The organism is Oerskovia enterophila (genome assembly GCF_001692445.1).
In the GTDB taxonomy this organism is placed as follows: Bacteria; Actinomycetota; Actinomycetes; order Actinomycetales; family Cellulomonadaceae; genus Oerskovia; species Oerskovia enterophila.
This window is the reverse complement of record NZ_MAQA01000023.1, coordinates 1-17238: the sequence shown is the minus strand read 5'-3', so window position 1 is coordinate 17238 and position 17238 is coordinate 1. Positions and strand designations below refer to the sequence as shown.

Here is a 17238-nt window from a genome sequence, read left to right as displayed (position 1 = left end):
CTAGGAGGCTCGTAGTGGCTCGGATCGGAGATGGTGCGGACCTGCTGAAGTGTTCCTTCTGCGGTAAGTCCCAGAAGCAGGTCAAGAAGCTCATCGCGGGTCCCGGCGTGTACATCTGCGACGAGTGCATCGAGCTCTGCAACGAGATCATCGAGGAAGAGCTGTCGGAAGCGGCCGAGCTGGGGCTCGTGGAGCTCCCCAAGCCGCGCGAGATCTTCGACTTCCTCGAGCAGTACATCATCGGCCAGGACGCCGCCAAGCGAGCGCTGGCCGTCGCCGTGTACAACCACTACAAGCGGATCCAGGCAGGCGAGACGGCCCGTCCGTCGGACGACTCCCAGGTGGAGATCGCCAAGTCCAACATCCTGCTGATCGGCCCCACGGGGACCGGCAAGACCTACCTCGCCCAGACGCTCGCGAAGATGCTCAACGTGCCCTTCGCGATCGCGGACGCCACGGCGCTCACCGAGGCCGGCTACGTCGGCGAGGACGTGGAGAACATCCTCCTCAAGCTCATCCAGGCCGCCGACTACGACGTCAAGAAGGCCGAGACGGGCATCATCTACATCGACGAGGTCGACAAGGTCGCCCGCAAGTCGGAGAACCCCTCGATCACGCGCGACGTGTCGGGAGAGGGCGTCCAGCAGGCCCTGCTGAAGATCATCGAGGGCACCACGGCCTCGGTGCCGCCCCAGGGCGGGCGCAAGCACCCGCACCAGGAGTTCATCCAGATCGACACGACGAACGTCCTGTTCATCGTGGCCGGCGCGTTCGCCGGGCTCGACGAGATCGTCGCGACCCGCTCGCGCAAGCGCGGCGTCGGGTTCGGCGCCCCCATGGACACGCACGAGGAAGCGGACCTCTTCGCCGAGGTCCGTCCCGAGGACCTGCAGAAGTACGGGCTCATCCCGGAGTTCATCGGTCGACTGCCCATCATCACGTCGGTCGCCAAGCTCGACACCGACGCCCTGGTACGCATCCTGACCGAGCCGCGCAACGCCCTGGTCAAGCAGTACCAGCGCATGTTCCAGATCGACGGCGTCGAGCTCGAGTTCGAGGACGACGCGATCGCGGCCATCGCGGACCAGGCCCTCCTCCGGGGGACCGGTGCCCGTGGGCTGCGCGCGATCATGGAAGAGGTACTCCAGCAGGTCATGTTCGACGTCCCGAGCCGTGACGACGTCGAGCGCGTGGTCATCACGCGCGAGGCCGTGCTCGACAACGTGAACCCCACGCTGATCCCGCGCACGGCGATCAAGCGGGCCCCGCGCGAGCGGAGCGCCTAGCCGGCGCCGCACTCCTGACGCACGACGAAGGGCCCGGACCTCACGGTCCGGGCCCTTTGCCGTGCGGCAGGGGCCGTCGTCAGGCCTCGACCGACACCTGCGACCCGTACAGGTCATCGATCGTGGTCGAGAAGTCCTTGAGGACCAGTCCGCGCTTGACCTTGAGCGACGGGGTCAGGTACCCGTTGTGCTCGGTGAAGTCGGTCGTGAGCACCTGGATCTTGCGGATCGACTCGGCCCGCGAGACGGCCTCGTTGGCGCGGGTCACGGCGCGGTCGAGGGCCGCGAGGACCGTGGGGTCCGCGGCGGCGGTCGCGACGTCCATGGACGGCAGGCCGTGCGTCGAGAGCCACCCCGGGAGCATCTCGGGGTCGAGCGTGACCAGGGCGCCGATGAACGGACGCTGGTCGCCGACCACGACGACCTGGCTCACGAGCGGGTGGGCGCGCAGGCGGTCCTCGAGCTGGGCCGGGGCGACGTTCTTGCCGCCCGCGGTCACGATGATCTCCTTCTTGCGCCCCGTGATCCGCAGGTAACCGTCCGTGTCGATCGAGGCGAGGTCGCCCGTACGGAACCAGCCGTCCTGGAGCACCTCGGCGGTCAGGTCGGGCTGGTTGTGGTAGCCACGGAAGACGTGGTCGCCCCGGACGAGCAGCTCGCCGTCGGGGTCGACCTTGATCGCGGTGCCGGGGAACGCCGGGCCCACCGTGCCGATCTTGAGCAGGCCGGGCAGGTTCACCGCGGTCGGTGCCGTGGTCTCGGTGAGGCCGTAGCCCTCGAGGATCGTCAGGCCGACCCCGCGGAAGAAGTGGCCCAGGCGCTCGCCGAGCGGGGCCCCGCCCGAGATCGAGTGCGTGAGGTCGCCGCCCAGCGCGGCGCGCATCGTGGCGAACACCAGTCGGTCGGCCACCGCGTGCTGAGCCTTGAGCACGACCGAGGGGCCGGACGGCTTGTCCAGGGCACGCGAGTACGTGATGGCGACCTTCGCGGCCCAGTGGAAGATGCGGCGCTTGGCGCCCGCGCCGGCTTTCTGCTCGGCCGCGTTGTAGACCTTCTCGAACACGCGGGGGACCGCGAGGAGGAACGTCGGCTTGTACGTGCCCAGGTCCGGCACGAGCTGCTTGATGTCCGCAGAGTGCGCGAGGACCGCGGTGGGCGACGCGATGCACACGACCTGGATGAAGCGCGCGAACACGTGCGCCAGGGGCAGGAACAGGAGCGTGCGGGCGTCGGGCGTCGCGACGATCTCGCCGAGGCCCTGGACCCCGTTGCGGGCGAGGTGCACGAAGTTCAGGTGCGTGAGCTCGACACCCTTGGGGCGTCCCGTGGCCCCCGAGGTGTAGATGATGGTCGCGAGGTCGTCGCGGCCCGTGGCCGCGCGGCGCGCGTCGATCTCGGTGCGCTCGACCGCGGAACCGGCGGCCTGCAGGTCGGCGACCGCGCCGTCGTCGAGCACCAGGACGTCCCGGAGGAGCGGGAGCCGCTCGCGGACGCTCGCCACGACCTGCGCGTGCGCGGACGTCTCGACCACGACGAGGCTCACCTCGGAGTCCGACAGGATCCACTCGACCTGGTCGGCCGAGGACGTCTCGTAGACCGGGATGGGGACGGCGCCCGCGGCCCAGATCGCGAAGTCGAGCAGCGTCCACTCGTAGCGGGTGCGCGACATGATCGCGACGCGGTCTCCCGCGGTGACACCGCGCGCGACCAGGCCGCGGGCGACCGCGATCACCTCGTCGTCGAAGGCGCGGGCCGTGACGGGCTGCCAGGGGCCGCCCTGCGTGAGGCGTCGCTCGATCACCGCGTCGTCACCGGACCGCTCCGCGCGGTCGGTGAGAAGGGTGCTGATGCTGCTGGTGGCCGGTACCTCGACGAGGCTCGGCGACGCGAATTCGGTCATGTCTACTCTCCGGTGAGTGGTGGGGCAAGGACCGACTTTACTGTGTACTCGGCGTCTCATGTTCTTCCGGCCGTGCTCCGGCGGGCTCGCAGGTGCCTAGGATCGACGGATGACCGAGCCCCACGCCGACGGCACCCAGGTGCCGTCCGTGCCCCCCGAGATCCTCACCCTCCGCCAGAGCATCGACAACATCGACGCTGCGCTGGTCCACCTCCTCGCCGAGCGCTTCAAGTTCACCCGCCGCGTGGGCGAGCTCAAGGCCCAGGGTGGACTCCCGCCCGCGGACCCCGCAAGGGACCAGCAGCAGATCGACCGCCTGACCGGCATCGCCGAGGCCTCGGGACTCGACCCGGCGTTCGCCGAGCAGTTCCGCGAGTTCATCGTGAGCGAGGTCATCCGCCACCACCGCAGCATCGCCGAGGCGCACCAGGGCGAGGCGCCTGTGCTCGACACGTACTCCTGAGGCTCCGTGACGGTTCCTGAGGCGTCCTGAGGCACGCGTCGGACGGGGTGCGCCTGTCGGCTGCGCGCCACCGGGGGCGTGGTCGCAGCCCCCGGCCCGGCGCGACCGCAGCCCCTGCCCGGTCCCGGGCGACGAAGCCGCGCCCCCGGTGGCGGTCGCCGTGCCCGTGCACCAGGCTGGTGAGGACATCGGGGCGGTCGGCCTCCGACCGTCCCTCCGACGATGGATGTCTAGAGGTGCCTGCATGAAGATCGACTGGCTCAAGCCCCTGCTCGGCCACCCCGGCCCCTTCGCGACCGTCTACCTCGACGCGACGCGTTCCAACGAGGCGGGTGATCGCGAGGTCGAGAACCGGTGGAAGGGCGTGCGCCGGGCCCTCGCGAACGCGGGAGCGCCGGCAAGCATCATCGACGAGCTCGAGGAGTCCGTCACCCTGCCCACGAGGATGCCCGGACCGCACGGCCGCGTCCTCATCGCCGACGAGGAGGGGGTCCTCGTCGACCGCGTGCTGAAGGACCCGCCCGCCGTGACCAAGGGGCTCTGGGGCCCCGTCCCCGCGCTGCTGCAGGCCGCCCGGGCGGCCGACGAGTCCGTGGACTACGTCCGCGTCGTGGTCGACCGCCAGGGGGCGGACATCACCTGGTCGGTCGCCGGCGGGCACCTGCCCTACGGCGACGCCGAGTCCGTCGAGGGCGGGCACGACGTCATCAACAAGGTCCGTACCGGTGGTCTCTCGCACAAGCGCATCGAGACACGCGCCGAGGACTCGTGGGACCGCAACGCCGAGGCCGTCGCGACCGAGCTCGACCGGCAGGTCCTCGAGCACCGCCCCGAGCTGATCCTCATCACGGGCGACGTCCGGGCGGTCCCGCTCGTGCGCGCCGCCCTCAACAAGGCCACCGACGAGCTCGTGGTCGAGGTCGCGGGCGGCGGTCGCGGGCCCGGCATCAACGCGGCGGCGTTCGAGGCCAAGGTCGCGGACGCGCTCGCGAGCTTCCGCGAGCGGCGCCGTGAGTCCGTGCTCGCGGAGTTCCGCCAGGAGCAGGGCCGCGAGGCCGCCGCGGTGACCTCGCTCGAGGACGTGGTCGCCGTCCTGTCGCGCGGACAGGTCAAGGAGCTCATCCTGGCCGACGAGTACGGCCAGGACACCGAGCTCGACGGGCGCACGCTGTGGATCGGGCCGAGCCCGCTGCACATCGGCTCCGCGCGCTCGGACATCACGGACCTGGGCGTGAGCGAGGGGATCGAGGAGCTGCCCGCGACGGTGGCTCTGGTCCGCGCGGCGATCGGCCAGGACGCTGGGCTCACGTTCTCACCCGACGGCAGCGTCGACCTCATCGAGGGCGTCGGGGCCACGCTGCGGTGGAACGACGACGGGACGCCCAACGAGGTCGCCGCGACCATGTCGGGCGACGACAAGAGGCTCCGGGGAGAGATCGTGTGACCTCGGTCTGACGGACGACGCAGGGCCCCGACCACACGTGCGGTCGGGGCCCTGCGTCATGCCGCTCGGCGGCGTCAGCCGCGGTTGCGCACCTCGGGCTCACCGAGCTCCGAGTGCACGACGACGATCCCGCCCTGGACGGCCGGGTCGCCCTGGCCCTCGCTCGCCTCGACGACGTCGAACGACCCGGTCACGCGGCCGGCGCCGCGGATGTCGACCTCGGCCGCCCGGACCGACGCGACGAGCTCCGCGGGGACGGCCAGCGTCACGGCGAGGATCGGGGTGCGCATCGAGACCTTGGCCTCCGACTTGACCTTGCGCAGCGCGGCCAACGCGTGACCGGCGCCCACGAGGACGACGGGGACGCCACCCCTCGTCGCGGGAAGGAGCTCGGCCGTCGTGGGCCACGGTGCGCGGTGCACCGAGCCCTTGCGCCACCACGACCACACCTCTTCGGTGGCGAACGGCAGGTACGGCGCGAACAGACGCAGCAGGGTGTCGAGAGCCAGGGCGAGCGCGACGCGAGCAGACTGCGTCTCGGGCGTGACGTCGTCGGGCCCGGCTCCGGCGCCGTAGGCGCGGTCCTTGACGAGCTCGAGGTAGTCGTCGCAGAACGTCCAGAAGAACGTCTCCGAGAGCTCCAGGGCACGCGTGTGGTCGTAGTCCTCGAGAGCGTCGGTCGCACGGGCCACCACCTCGACGAGGCTCGCGATCATCGAGCGGTCGATCGGCTCGGTCACGAGGGCCGGGTCGAGCGTGATCTCGCTGCCGCCGAACGACAGCGCGAACTTGGACGCGTTGAGGACCTTGATCGCGAGGCGGCGGCCGATCTTCATCTGGCCGACCTCGAACGCCGCGTCGGTGCCGAGGCGGGCCGAGGCGGCCCAGTAGCGGACCGCGTCCGAGCCGTGCTCCTCGAGCAGGCCCATGGGCGTCACCACGTTGCCCTTGGACTTGGACATCTTCTTGCGGTCGGGGTCCAGGATCCAGCCCGAGATCGCGGCGTTGGTCCACGGGAGCGAGCCGTGCTCGAGGTGCGAGCGGACCACCGTGGAGAAGAGCCACGTGCGGATGATGTCCTGGCCCTGGGGGCGCAGGTCCATGGGGAAGACGCGCTCGAACAGATCCGGGTCCGACTCCCAGCCGCCCGCGATCTGCGGGGTCAGCGACGAGGTGGCCCAGGTGTCCATGACGTCCGGCTCGCCCACGAACCCACCGGGCACGCCTCGCTGCTCGGCCGTGTAGCCGGCCGGGACGTCCGAGGACGGGTCGATCGGCAGGAGCGCCTCGTCGGGGACGATCGGGTGCTCGTAGTCGGTCTCGCCCGACTCCAGGACCGGGTACCACAGCGGGATGGCGACACCGAAGAAGCGCTGACGCGAGACGAGCCAGTCGCCGTTGAGGCCACCCACCCAGTTCTCGTAGCGCACCTGCATGAACTCGGGGTGGAACTTGAGCTCACGCCCGCGCTCGAGCAGCTCCTCGCGCAGCGGCACGTCGCGCCCGCCGTTGCGGATGTACCACTGGCGCGAGGTGACGATCTCGAGGGGCTTGTCGCCCTTCTCGAAGAAGTTCGCCTTGCGCTGGGTCGCGACGGGCTCGCCGTCCAGGTCGCCGGTCTCGCGCAGCGCGTCGACCACGGCCGTGCGGGCCGAGAAGGTCGTCTTGCCCGCGATCTCCTCGAACAGCGCGACCGCGCGCTCGGACGTCAGCCACGCCGGCGTCTCGCGCGTGATGCGCCCGTCGCGGTTGATGATCGAGCGCGTGGGGAGCTGCAGCTCGCGCCACCACTGGACGTCGGTCAGGTCGCCGAACGTGCAGCACATCGCGATGCCCGCGCCCTTGTCCATCTGCGCGGCGGGGTGCGCCAGGACGGGCACCTCGACGTCGAACAGGGGGGACGTGACCGTGGTGCCGAACAGGCCCTGGTAGCGCTCGTCGTCGGGGTGCGCGATGAGCGCGACGCAGGCCGCGAGCAGCTCGGGGCGCGTGGTCTCGATGTAGACCTTCTCGCCGCCGGCGGCGTGGAACGCGACCTTGTGGAAGTGGCCCGGGTAGTCGCGCGCCTCGAGCTCGGCCTGCGCGACCGCCGTCTGGAACGTGACGTCCCACAGGCCCGGGGCCTCGGACTGGTACGCCTCGCCGCGCGAGAGGTTCCGCAGGAACGCCTTCTGCGCCACGATGCGTGCCGGCACGCCGATGGTCTGGTAGTGGTGCGACCAGTCGACCGACAGGCCCAGGCGGCGCCACAGCTCCTCGAACTGGACCTCGTCCTCGGCCGTCAGGCGCTCGCACAGCTCGACGAAGTTGCGCCGCGAGACGGGCTGCTGGTCGGCGGCTTTGACGCTCTTGCCCTCGGCTCCCTGGAGCGGGGGCTCGTAGCCCTCGACGTAGGGCAACGTCGGGTCGCAGCGCACGCCGTAGTAGTTCTGCACACGGCGCTCGGTCGGCAGGCCGTTGTCGTCCCAGCCCATGGGGTAGAAGACCTCGCGGCCGCGCATGCGCTGGAAGCGCGCGACGACGTCGGTGTGCGTGTACGAGAACACATGACCCACGTGCAGCGAGCCCGAGACCGTGGGCGGAGGGGTGTCGATCGAGTAGACCTGCTCGCGGGTCTTGGAGCGGTCGAACGAGTAGGTGCCCTGGTCCTTCCAGGCGGCGTCGAACTTGGCCTCGAGGCCGTCGAGGCTCACCTTGTCCGGTACCTCTCCGACCACGGCACGGATGACCTCGGTGCCCTCGACGGGGGCGGGTGCGGTGGTGGGAGGGGTGGCGGGTGCGGGCGTGGTGCCCTCGGCGGGTGAGCTCATGGTCGACATTCTCCCAGATCCGGCGGCATGGGCCGACGGCATCTCGGCGCCCGGTACGCCCCGCCGCGCTCCGGGCGTGTGCCCGGCGTGCAGCCGATTCAGCCGCGGGCGAGCAGTGCCGCCACGAGGATCGCGACGGTCGCCGCGACCGGGTACAGCAGCAGGATCCGCACCACCCAGCGGCCGTCGCCCCGGCGGGGAGGCGGCATGGGGCCCGGAGGCTCGTGCGCCGCCTCGGTGGCCCCCCGTCCGTTCCCGTCGTGCAGGGCGCTCGAGAGCGTCGCGACCAGTCGCAGGAGCCACTCCCACGTCGCCGGGTCGAGGGTGACCAGGGGGCTTCGGCTGTACACGTAGAAGCGGTCCTCGACGATCTCGGCCGAGACGGGCGCCCCGAGCAGGGGCATGACGACCTCGACGGACAGGATCTGCCGGGCCACGTCCTGCGCGGCCCGGGGGCCGAGGACGCGGACGTGCTCGTCGAGCCCGCTCCCGAGCGTGAGGTCGAGCGAGCGCAGCGGGCGGCGCGGGGCCAGGGTCCCGCGCGCTCCTAGGGTGCGGCGTCGCTCGAGGACGATGTGCGGGTGGGCGCGGTCCAACGGGACCGTCAGGTAGTCCCACGAGTGGCTCCCGCCGCGCGTGCTGTTCTCCTGGGACGTGTAGCTGCCGATCTCCACCGGGTGCGGGCCCTGCGTGCGCAGGACGTCGCGGACGACGCCGTCGACCCCGATCCGGAAGATCGACCCGGGCCGGTCCAGGTCCGTGGTCTCGGGCGTGAAGTCGAGCCCGTTCGCCGCGGCGAAGCGGCTCAGCCGGTAGGACCGCTCGCGCCGTTGCGCGGTCCCTCGGCGCGCGCCCACGACGAGGAGCGCGCAGACGCCCACGGCCGCGGGGAGGGTGAGCCACGGCACGAGGGCGAAGGAGGGGGTCACATTCAGTGCGCCGTACACCCACTGCGTGATCAGGGTGAGGACGAGGCCGATCGTGACCGCCACGAGCGAGAGCGCGAAGGCGCCCAGCACCGCTCCGAGGAGGGTCCCGACCACCACGACCGCGGCCGAGCGGCGAGCGGGCCCGTGGGAGCGGGCCGCGAGGACCGCGGAGCGGTCCACGGGCTCCACGAGTGCGCGCGCGTCGAGGGGCCGCTGTCCTGCGGAGGGCGTGATCACCCGGCGACGATAGCCGAGGTGACCTCTGACGGGTGCGGGAAGGGCCGAAGGTCCCTGGTCCGCAAGGTCATCTACTCGTAACCTTCCAGCAAAGACATGGGCGCGTGTGGGTGTGCCCCGTCTCTCCGCCGCCTTCGTGCGAGGCCCGACCCTGGAGTAGCAATGACACTGATCGACAGCGTGGCCGTGCGCGGCACCGGCGCCCTCCCCGCCGGCATCCCCGCAGGCATGGTCCTTCCCCCCGCTGTCCAGGCCGCCCTGGATGCGTGCGCGAACATCATCGTCCCCTCCTCGCGCGAGGAGCTCTACCAGCTCTCGCTCGGCCCCCAGGGCGGGCCGAGGTTCACGGTCGAGTACGACGTGTTCGGCACGCTCGTCCCCGAGGCCGAGGTCGTGCGGTGCAAGAACGGCATCGCGGTGAACTACCCCGAGGACTACATGCGCCGTCGTGACCCGGACTGCATGCGCATCGCCGACGACCTGCCGACCGACAAGCCTCGCTACCGCGACGTGTTCGACGCCGAGTTCGACGCCGTCAAGGCCGAGACGCTCGACTGGCTCGCCGGTCAGGACCTCGTCGTCGTGCCCTTCAAGGCAGGTGGCCTCACGCACGGCTACCCGTCGCTCGCGATCTGCCCGGTCAACTCGGCCTTCTTCGCACTGACCCTGGTCGACCTGCAGGGCTGGGTCACGTTCGACGAGCTGGGCCCGTTCGAGCCGCGCTCGATCCTCTACGTCGCCCCGCCGTTCCGGCACACCCACTTCGAGGGCCGCCAGGTCGTTGTCCACGACCGCTCCGAGACGCTGCACGAAGTCTTCGCGTACAACCTGTACCCGGGCCCGAGCGCCAAGAAGGGCGTGTTCTCCGTCCTGCTCGACGTCGGCGAGCAGGAGGGATGGGTCACCGCGCACGCGTCCTCGGTCCGGGTCACGACCCCCTACGAGAACGAGACCGTGATCATGCACGAGGGCGCCTCGGGCGGCGGCAAGTCCGAGATGTGCCAGGAGATCCGCCGCCAGGAGGACGGGCGCATCCTGCTGGGCACCAACGTCGTGACCGACGAGCCCTACGTCATCAACCTCGGCGAGACGAGCGCCCTGGACCCCGTGACGGACGACATGACCCTGTGCCACGTCGACCTGCAGACGGGCGACGGGCGCCTGGTGGTCGCCGACGCCGAGGACGGGTGGTTCGTACGCGTCGACAACCTCACGGGCTACGGCCAGGACGCCCACCTCGAGCGGGCCTGCATCCACCCCGACCAGCCGCTCGTCTTCTTCAACATCGACGGCGTACCGGACGCCACCGTGCTGCCCTGGGAGCACACGCTCGACTCGACGGGCAAGCGCTGCCCCAACCCCCGCGTGGTCGTGCCCCGCCACCTCCTGACCGACGTCACGGGCGCCGAGGAGGTCGACGTGCGGACCTTCGGTGCCCGGATGCCGGCCTGCACCCGCGACAACCCGACCTACGGGATCATGGGCATGATGCACATCGTGCCGCCGTCGCTCGCATGGATCTGGCGGCTCATCGCCCCGCGCGGGGACAAGAACCCCTCGATCGGTGAGTCCAAGACCGCGACCGACAAGCTGGCCCACGGCGGCATGGTCGCCGAGGGCGTCGGCTCGTACTGGCCCTTCTCGACGGGCACCAAGGTCGCGGCCGCGAACCTGCTGCTGCGCCAGCTCGTCGACATGGACCGGACCCGCTACGTGCTCACGCCCAACCAGCACATCGGCGCGTACAAGGTCGACTTCGCGGCCGAGTGGCTCACGCGCGAGTACCTCGCCCGTCGCGGCGGCGGCAAGATCCGCACCGAGGAGCTGACGCCCTCGCGCTGCCCCCTGTTCGGCTACACGCTCCAGGAGATGAAGATCGACGGGCAGCTCGTCCGCCCGACGTTCCTCCGACCCGAGATGCAGTCCCAGGTGGGGGTCGAGGCCTACGACGAGGGGGCCAGGATCATCACGGACTTCTTCAAGAGCGAGCTGCAGCAGTTCCTCACCGACGACCTGGACCCTCTGGGGCGCCAGATCATCGAGGTGTGCCTGCGCGACGGCTCGGTCGAGGAGTACGCCGCGCTCACGCCGCTGTTCACGTGAGCAGCACCGGCTGAGACGAGGACGGCCGCCCGGTCCGCACGACCGGGTGGCCGTCCTGCGACAAGTACCAGGTACCCCCTGCGGCAAGTACCCGGTACCGACGCGAGAGGGCCGGGCGCCCGTACTAAGGTCGGTCCATGGACTTGACGATCGGCTACGCCGCGATGCTCGAGCAGTTCCACCCGACCGAGGTGATCGCCCTCTCCGAGTATGCGGAGAGCAAGGGCTTCTCCGGCGTCATGGCCGCTGACCACTTCCAGCCCTGGGTCCCCGCGCAGGGGCACTCGGCGTTCGTGTGGAACGTCCTGTCGGCCCTCGGCGAGCGCACGCGCGGAGACCTGGGTCCCGGCGTCACGGCGCCCACGTTCCGTTGGCACCCCGCGATGGTCGCGCAGGCCTCGGCGACCCTCGCCGCGATGTACCCGGGACGCCACTGGCTGGGCCTGGGTTCGGGCGAGGCGCTCAACGAGCACGTCACCGCGCAGTACTGGCCCGAGGCCCCCGAGCGCATCAACCGCATGTTCGAGGCCATCGACATCATCAAGAAGCTCTTCGCCGCATCGCTCGCGGGCAAGGACACCAAGCACTCGGGGCAGTTCTACAAGCACGAGTCCACGCGGCTGTGGACCATGCCCGAGGTCGCCCCGGAGATCCTCGTCGCGACCGCGGGGCCCGTCACGGCCAAGCGCGCGGGAAAGCACGCCGACGGGCTCATCACGGTGGGTGCACCGCTCGAGAAGATCTCGATGCTCTTCGGCAAGTTCGACGACGGCGTCCGCGAGTCCGGCCGTGACCCGCAGACCATGCCCAAGGTCCTCCAGCTCCACATGTCGTGGGCCGAGACCGACGAGGAGGCGCTCGCGAACGCCATGACCGAGTGGCCCAACGGCGGCATGAAGTTCCCCAAGGCAGACATCCGCTCGCCGTTCGACTTCGAGCAGATGGCCAAGCTCGTGCGTCCCGAGGACTTCGAGGGACGCCTCGTCATCTCGTCCGACCCGGACGTGCACCGCGCCTACATCCAGAAGTTCGTCGACCTCGGCTTCGACCGCATCTACCTGCACAACGTGGGCCGCAACCAGCGCGAGTGGATCGACACGTTCTCGCGCGACGTCCTGCCGAAGCTCGTCCGGTGACGGGCCCGTCCGTCCCGCTGCCCGACGGCGGAGCCCGCCCCGAGCGGGAGACGTCGCCCGAGGCGGGGCACGCCGTGGGCGACGAGACCCGCTTCACGGTCGCGGCGCCGTCGGGCATCGGGGAGATCTCGCCCGGTGACGACCTGGCGCGCATCGTGGGCGACGCGCTCGACCGCGAGGGCGGGCTGCGCGACGGCGACGTCGTGGTCGTGACGAGCAAGGTCGTGTCAAAGGCCGAGGGGCGCGTGGTCGCTGCCGCCGACCGCGAGCAGGCCATCACCGAGGAGACCGTGCGCGTCGTGGCCACCCGGCCGTCGCCCGGGGGCGTGCTGCGGATCGTCGAGAACCGGCTCGGCCTCGTCATGGCCGCGGCGGGAGTCGACGCGTCCAACACCCCCGAGGGCACCGTGCTGCTGCTGCCCGTCGACCCGGACGCCTCGGCCCGCGCGCTGCGGGCGGCGCTCGCGGAACGCTTCGGGGTGCGGGTCGGGGTCATCGTGTCCGACACGGCCGGGCGCGCGTGGCGCGAGGGGCTCACGGACCTGGCGATCGGCGTCGCCGGGGTGCTCGCGCTCGACGACCTGCGGGGCGGCGTCGACTCCCACGGGCGCGAGCTGTCCGTGACCGTGACGGCCGTCGCGGACCAGGTCGCCGCGGCCTCCGAGCTCGTCCGCGGCAAGGCTGCGGGCCGACCCGTGGCCGTCGTGCGCGGGCTCGGGCGGTTCGTGACCGACGAGGACGGGCCGGGCGCGCGCGTGCTCGTGCGGGACTCGGAGACCGACATGTTCCGTGAGGGTTCTGCCGAGGCGTACGCGCGGGGCGTGACCGCCGGGCAGGTGACCGGTCGTGAGGCCATCGAGCGGTTCGCCCGTGAGGCCGGGTATGCCGACGGATACCGCGAGGGTTTCGCCGAGGGCTTCCGCGAGGGGACGGGCACCCCGCAGCAGGGCTGATCCTGCCGTCGGTGGTCTGGGTGCGTCCGGGCGCCGAGAACGAGGTTGCGGTCGTTCTGAGGGGCTTGGCGACCGCAAGGTCGTGGTCGACTGGACGGAAGGTCGTGCTCGATGAAAGCCGAGGGTGGGCGGATGACGAGGCAGGAACCAGGAGCGGACCTGAGCCGGCTCGCACGGGAACTCGCGTTCTCCGGCGACCTGGCCGACGAGCACGCCCGGTGGACGCTCTACGACCAGGCGCTCGGGCGGGGCCTGCACGACCTGGTGGCCGCTGCCGTCGCCGAGGACGACGACCAGGTCATGGCGAGCGGGGTGGTCGTCGCCGCTCTCGAGCGTGTCCCGTCGGTAGACAGGGCACGCTGGGTGGCCCTCACGAGCGACTGGGCGGTGGCCGACTTCGTGGCCCGGCGGGCCGCGGAGCTGGAGATCCTCGAGTCGGTGTCGGGCGCAGTCCCCGCGCCGGACGACGGGCTCCGACCGGCGGCCGAAGGGCTGGGCGTCGACGGCTGGTCCGACTGGCTCCAGCTGCGCGCGGCGAGCTCCGCGACGCGTGCCGACGTCCTGGACACCCTCGCCGCGAGCGGGAGGACCCGACGGATCCGGCACGTCGCGGCAACGACCCGCGGCCGCGGTGGCGGTGCCGGTGGCGAGGGGTGATCCCGCCGACTCCGGTGCCTCGTTGCCTCTGACGACCCGCTGACTCTGGTGCACCTGGTGCCCGAGACCCCGGTGCGGAGCATGCGGTGGGCGTCGTATCTCGGGCTCTGTGGGACGACGACCGCCTGTGCGTGGGACGACGACCGCTTGGTCGTCGCCGGTGGGGCTGGAGGGTCCAGGGCGACGGCTTCCGTCGTCCGGGGTCGGCGCGTGGCCGAATCTCCTGGTCGGAACCAGGTCCCGCTCGTTATCGTTCCTGGATGCTGCCTGCCTCCTGGATCCCGCACCGCCGCCCTGACGACCGTGAGCACATCGGGTGGATCCGTCCGGACGGCGACGCCTGGGTCGCCGTCTCGTTGCTGGGGCACGACCTCACCGGTCCGGTCGACTGGCTCGACGCCGAGGAGGCCCTCGACAGCACCGGACTGTCCTGGCTCGCCGACGTCTGGATGCTCGACGGCGAAGGGCCGGACCCGGTTCGCGTCCGGCTCGTCGAGGTCACGCCCGAGCGTGTCGTCGTCCAGACCGACGACTTCGGAGCGATCGACGCGCCTGTCGTCCGGCACGAGCTGCCGTGGCCGGCGCCGCCACGGCTGCGGCCGCGACGCGCGAGCGACCCCGACGGGAGGATCGTGTTCGGGTCGGCGTGAGCCGTGGGCCGTGGGCCGTGGGCCGTGGGCCGTGAGCCGTGAGCCGTGGTGCCTGGTGGCAGGGCCAAGGCCCCGCACGACGGCCGGGCGCCCTCCTCCCGCGAGCATCGGTGGCGCTCGTCGCCGTCGTGGACGAACCGGGTGCGCGCTGCTCCGGTGGCGCGCGGCCCGGCTCAGTCCATCGTGGTGACGCCCTCGTAGAGGCCCAACCGGTTCCCGTCGAGGTCCTCGAAGACCGCCCACCAGCTCGTCGGGCTGATCTGAGACCTGCCCATGAGCACCTTGCCGCCGAGGGCCTCGACCTGGGCCAGCGACTCCTCGATCGAGTCCACCTCGACGTAGCTCCGCGGGCTCGTGAAGCCTTCCTCGCGCGGAGCGAGGCCGCCACCGCTGATCTGGTTGGGGGCCCGCCACATGGGGTAGCCCTCGAAACCGGGGGCCTCGGCGATGTCCCAGCCGAACAGCCCGCTGTAGAACGTTCGGGCGCGGTCGGTGTCGCCGACGGGGATGTCGATGTGCGTGATGTCGCCGTGAGCCATGAGGTCCTCCCAGGGAACGGGCACGGGGCCGTGCCCTCTTCTCACGCTACGCGCGGGGTGGCGTGAAGGCTCTCGCAGGGGACACCGGGAAGTCGACGTCCCAGGTGCCTGCGGCCCTGCCGCTCAGACCGCCTCGAAGTCGGCAGTGACCGCTGCCGTGACCACGATGTCGTCGGGCCGCATCTCGAACGCCTGCGCGCCCCCGACGGGCGGCGGAGCGCCGCGCATGCCCGTCCCGATCCCGCCGCCGCCCCCGGAGACGTGGGGCCGCAGCCCGTCCTCGAACAGGGCGAGGAGCCGGACGTCGCCGTACCCGAGAGCGTCGGCGTAGGCGCGGGCGCGCTCGACCGAGTCCCGCGCGGCGTCGGCGCGCACGTCGCGCTGCAGGCCGTCGCGTCGGGCGTCCGTGAGTGCCCAGGTGATGCCGTTGACCGCCACACCCTCGATCGCGGCGACCTCTGCCGCCCACGCGGCGAGGGCTGCGAAGTCCTGGAACTTCACCTGCACGTCGGCGCCCGCGCGGAACCGCCGCACCTTGACCTGGTCGACGTTCGGGCTCGGCTTGACCCACTCGTCGAAAGCCCACGCGAGGACGGCCTGGGAGCCCCACCAGGTCGCGGCACCGCTGGCGACATGAGCCTTCGCACGGTCGACGACGTCCGCGTGCACGCGGGCCGCGTGCGCGAGGACGGAGGCCCGGTTCTCACCGCGGAACTGCACGGCCAGGCGGATGGTCCCGCGCTCGGCGGGCTGGTGCCGGGTCGCGTGACCCTGGACGGAGAAGACAGGCATGCGAGCGAACATACACCGCGTCGCAGGCGTCCCCGGGTGGCGTGCCGGAACGTCAGCCCTTGGCCGCGCGCTCCGCCTTCGCGGCGGCCTTGGCCGCCTTCTTGGTCTCGCGCACCTGGTCGAGCGAGTGCTGGTCGACGACGTCGGCGATCGAGCGCCGCGACCCGTCCTCGCCGTAGGCTCCCGCCGCCTCGCGCCATCCCTCGGGCTGGACGCCGTACTGCTTGCCGAGGAGCGCGAGGAAGATCTTCGCCTTCTGCTCCCCGAAGCCGGGCAGCGCCTTGAGCCGCTTGAGGACGAGCGGGCCGTCCGGGGCTCCGCCGTCGGGCCCGGGGTCGGTCCACAGGCGGGTGACGTCGCCGTCGTACTGCTCGTCGACGACCTGCGCCACGGCCTGGACGCGGCCCGCCATGGAACCCGGGTAGCGGTGGATCGCCGGGGGAGTGGCCGCCATCGCGGCGAACCCCTCGGGCTCGGCCGACGCGATGCGGTGCACGTCGAACCCGCCCATGCGCTGGGAGATCTTGAGCGGCCCGGCGAACGCCGACTCCATGGTGACCTGCTGGTCGAGGAGCATCCCGACGAGCAGCGCGAACGGGTCGGTGGACAGCAGCGCGTCGGCTTCCGGGTCGCCGGTGAACCACAGGTCGTGTGCCATGTCCCCATCATGGCAGCCGGGTCGCGCGGACGCCGTCGCGCCGGGCTGCCGCTCAGCGGGGCGGCCCCACCCGTCCGTCGAGGAGCTCGTCCACGCGCAGCCCCCGCAGGGCGACCCTGATCACGCCCGGCACGAGCCGGAGACCGGCGTCGCCGTGCAGCCGTCGCAGGTCGTCGACGACGTAGCCGCGCCCACCTCGTGTCAGCCCGAACAGCCCGGCCGCCTCGACGTTCCTGAGCCAGTCGACGTCCGATCCATAGGTCAGCGCGATGATCACGCGGACCTCGCGCGGGGACGTGGCCGACGGGGGTTCGCGGAACGCCAGGACGGGGGTCGTGAACGGCCGTCCGCTGCGCCGCCCGCGATGGTGCACCGTCGCGAACGGCGGCACGCGCGACGACACGCGGAGCACGAGCGGGTTGACGTACCGCTTGTTGGTCCGGGTGACCAGGTGCGGGATGGGCATGTCAGCCATGGTGCGCGCGCGGGCGAGGTGCGGCCACCGCACGGCGCAACAGCGAGCGCTCGTCGAGCACGAGGTTGCGTGCACCCGAGCACGAGGTTGCGGTCGTCAAGCCCGCCATATCGACCGCAACCTCGTTCTCGGCACCCGAGGAGCTCCGGCGCCGCGGCGAGGCGGACCGTCAGGCCGCCCCTGACCCCGCCCCCACCCGCTCCCTG

The 17238-nt window shown here is 71.6% G+C and carries 15 protein-coding genes; 8 read left to right on the top strand and 7 right to left on the bottom strand.

Going from position 1 to position 17238, the window contains the following annotated elements; genetic code table 11:
* Window positions 1–14 precede the first annotated feature (14 nt).
* The gene (clpX, locus tag OERS_RS10705) at window positions 15–1286 is read left to right on the top strand and encodes an ATP-dependent Clp protease ATP-binding subunit ClpX (RefSeq protein ID WP_056648595.1); all 1272 of its coding nucleotides are present in this window, start codon (window positions 15–17) and stop codon (window positions 1284–1286) included.
* Between the two features lie 79 nt (window positions 1287–1365).
* Here the strand turns inward: clpX and OERS_RS10700 are convergent, their stop codons facing one another.
* Complete coding sequence (locus tag OERS_RS10700) at window positions 1366–3186, bottom strand: AMP-dependent synthetase/ligase (protein WP_068625751.1); 1821 nt, start codon at window positions 3184–3186, stop codon at window positions 1366–1368.
* 109 nt (window positions 3187–3295) lie between these two features.
* Between OERS_RS10700 and OERS_RS10695 the strand changes: the two genes are divergently transcribed.
* Together OERS_RS10695 and OERS_RS10690 are read left to right on the top strand one after the other, a co-directional pair.
* Window positions 3296–3649, top strand: a complete 354-nt coding sequence (locus OERS_RS10695; protein ID WP_068625750.1) for a chorismate mutase — start codon at window positions 3296–3298, stop codon at window positions 3647–3649.
* Between the two features lie 244 nt (window positions 3650–3893).
* Window positions 3894–5093 carry a baeRF2 domain-containing protein gene (locus OERS_RS10690; RefSeq protein WP_068625749.1) on the top strand — a complete coding sequence of 400 codons (1200 nt, stop codon included), beginning with the start codon at window positions 3894–3896 and terminating at the stop codon, window positions 5091–5093.
* A gap of 74 nt (window positions 5094–5167) precedes the next feature.
* On the opposite strand, the gene valS is transcribed toward OERS_RS10690, so the two are convergent.
* Window positions 5168–7903, bottom strand: coding sequence for a valine--tRNA ligase (gene valS / locus OERS_RS10685; RefSeq protein ID WP_082848913.1), 2736 nt, complete (start codon window positions 7901–7903; stop codon window positions 5168–5170).
* Between the two features lie 98 nt (window positions 7904–8001).
* Window positions 8002–9069, bottom strand: a complete 1068-nt coding sequence (locus OERS_RS10680) for a hypothetical protein (RefSeq protein ID WP_068625747.1) — start codon at window positions 9067–9069, stop codon at window positions 8002–8004.
* A gap of 228 nt (window positions 9070–9297) precedes the next feature.
* Here OERS_RS10680 and OERS_RS10675 point away from each other — a divergent pair, with 228 nt between their 5' ends.
* From OERS_RS10675 to OERS_RS10655, 5 genes are all read left to right on the top strand, one after another.
* Window positions 9298–11172 carry a DUF4914 family protein gene (locus OERS_RS10675; RefSeq protein WP_056648992.1) on the top strand — a complete coding sequence of 625 codons (1875 nt, stop codon included), beginning with the start codon at window positions 9298–9300 and terminating at the stop codon, window positions 11170–11172.
* A gap of 137 nt (window positions 11173–11309) precedes the next feature.
* Window positions 11310–12308, top strand: coding sequence for a TIGR03557 family F420-dependent LLM class oxidoreductase (locus OERS_RS10670; RefSeq protein WP_056762146.1), 999 nt, complete (start codon window positions 11310–11312; stop codon window positions 12306–12308).
* A gap of 74 nt (window positions 12309–12382) precedes the next feature.
* Window positions 12383–13261, top strand: a complete 879-nt coding sequence (locus OERS_RS10665) for a coenzyme F420-0:L-glutamate ligase (RefSeq protein ID WP_139107786.1) — start codon at window positions 12383–12385, stop codon at window positions 13259–13261.
* A gap of 132 nt (window positions 13262–13393) precedes the next feature.
* Complete coding sequence (locus OERS_RS10660; RefSeq protein WP_068625746.1) at window positions 13394–13918, top strand: hypothetical protein; 525 nt, start codon at window positions 13394–13396, stop codon at window positions 13916–13918.
* Between the two features lie 260 nt (window positions 13919–14178).
* Window positions 14179–14568, top strand: coding sequence for a hypothetical protein (locus tag OERS_RS10655; RefSeq protein ID WP_068625745.1), 390 nt, complete (start codon window positions 14179–14181; stop codon window positions 14566–14568).
* A 173-nt stretch (window positions 14569–14741) separates the two neighbouring features.
* Here OERS_RS10655 and OERS_RS10650 read toward each other — a convergent pair whose 3' ends face one another.
* The 4 genes from OERS_RS10650 to OERS_RS10635 all read right to left on the bottom strand — a co-directional run bounded on the left by OERS_RS10650 (window position 14742) and on the right by OERS_RS10635 (window position 17023).
* Window positions 14742–15107, bottom strand: coding sequence for a VOC family protein (locus tag OERS_RS10650; RefSeq protein ID WP_056648612.1), 366 nt, complete (start codon window positions 15105–15107; stop codon window positions 14742–14744).
* Window positions 15108–15230: 123 nt separating this feature from the next.
* Entirely contained in the window at window positions 15231–15899 is a 669-nt protein-coding gene (locus tag OERS_RS10645; protein WP_169834210.1) for an SIMPL domain-containing protein, read from the bottom strand.
* Window positions 15900–15951: 52 nt separating this feature from the next.
* Window positions 15952–16557 (bottom strand): HhH-GPD-type base excision DNA repair protein, encoded by a 606-nt coding sequence (locus OERS_RS10640; RefSeq protein ID WP_068625743.1) that lies wholly within the window; start codon window positions 16555–16557, stop codon window positions 15952–15954.
* A gap of 52 nt (window positions 16558–16609) precedes the next feature.
* Window positions 16610–17023 carry a PNPOx family protein gene (locus tag OERS_RS10635; protein WP_068625773.1) on the bottom strand — a complete coding sequence of 138 codons (414 nt, stop codon included), beginning with the start codon at window positions 17021–17023 and terminating at the stop codon, window positions 16610–16612.
* Window positions 17024–17238 lie beyond the last annotated feature (215 nt).

Coding starts and splice junctions, on each gene's coding strand:
- OERS_RS10700 (WP_068625751.1), bottom strand. CDS start 3,186: ATGACCGAATTCGCGTCGCCGAGCCTCGTCGAGGTACCGGCCACCAGC.
- OERS_RS10695 (WP_068625750.1), top strand. CDS start 3,296: ATGACCGAGCCCCACGCCGACGGCACCCAGGTGCCGTCCGTGCCCCCC.
- OERS_RS10690 (WP_068625749.1), top strand. CDS start 3,894: ATGAAGATCGACTGGCTCAAGCCCCTGCTCGGCCACCCCGGCCCCTTC.
- valS (WP_082848913.1), bottom strand. CDS start 7,903: ATGAGCTCACCCGCCGAGGGCACCACGCCCGCACCCGCCACCCCTCCC.
- OERS_RS10675 (WP_056648992.1), top strand. CDS start 9,298: ATGGTCCTTCCCCCCGCTGTCCAGGCCGCCCTGGATGCGTGCGCGAAC.
- OERS_RS10670 (WP_056762146.1), top strand. CDS start 11,310: ATGGACTTGACGATCGGCTACGCCGCGATGCTCGAGCAGTTCCACCCG.
- OERS_RS10660 (WP_068625746.1), top strand. CDS start 13,394: ATGACGAGGCAGGAACCAGGAGCGGACCTGAGCCGGCTCGCACGGGAA.
- OERS_RS10655 (WP_068625745.1), top strand. CDS start 14,179: ATGCTGCCTGCCTCCTGGATCCCGCACCGCCGCCCTGACGACCGTGAG.
- OERS_RS10650 (WP_056648612.1), bottom strand. CDS start 15,107: ATGGCTCACGGCGACATCACGCACATCGACATCCCCGTCGGCGACACC.
- OERS_RS10645 (WP_169834210.1), bottom strand. CDS start 15,899: ATGCCTGTCTTCTCCGTCCAGGGTCACGCGACCCGGCACCAGCCCGCC.
- OERS_RS10640 (WP_068625743.1), bottom strand. CDS start 16,557: ATGGCACACGACCTGTGGTTCACCGGCGACCCGGAAGCCGACGCGCTG.
- OERS_RS10635 (WP_068625773.1), bottom strand. CDS start 17,023: ATGCCCATCCCGCACCTGGTCACCCGGACCAACAAGCGGTACGTCAAC.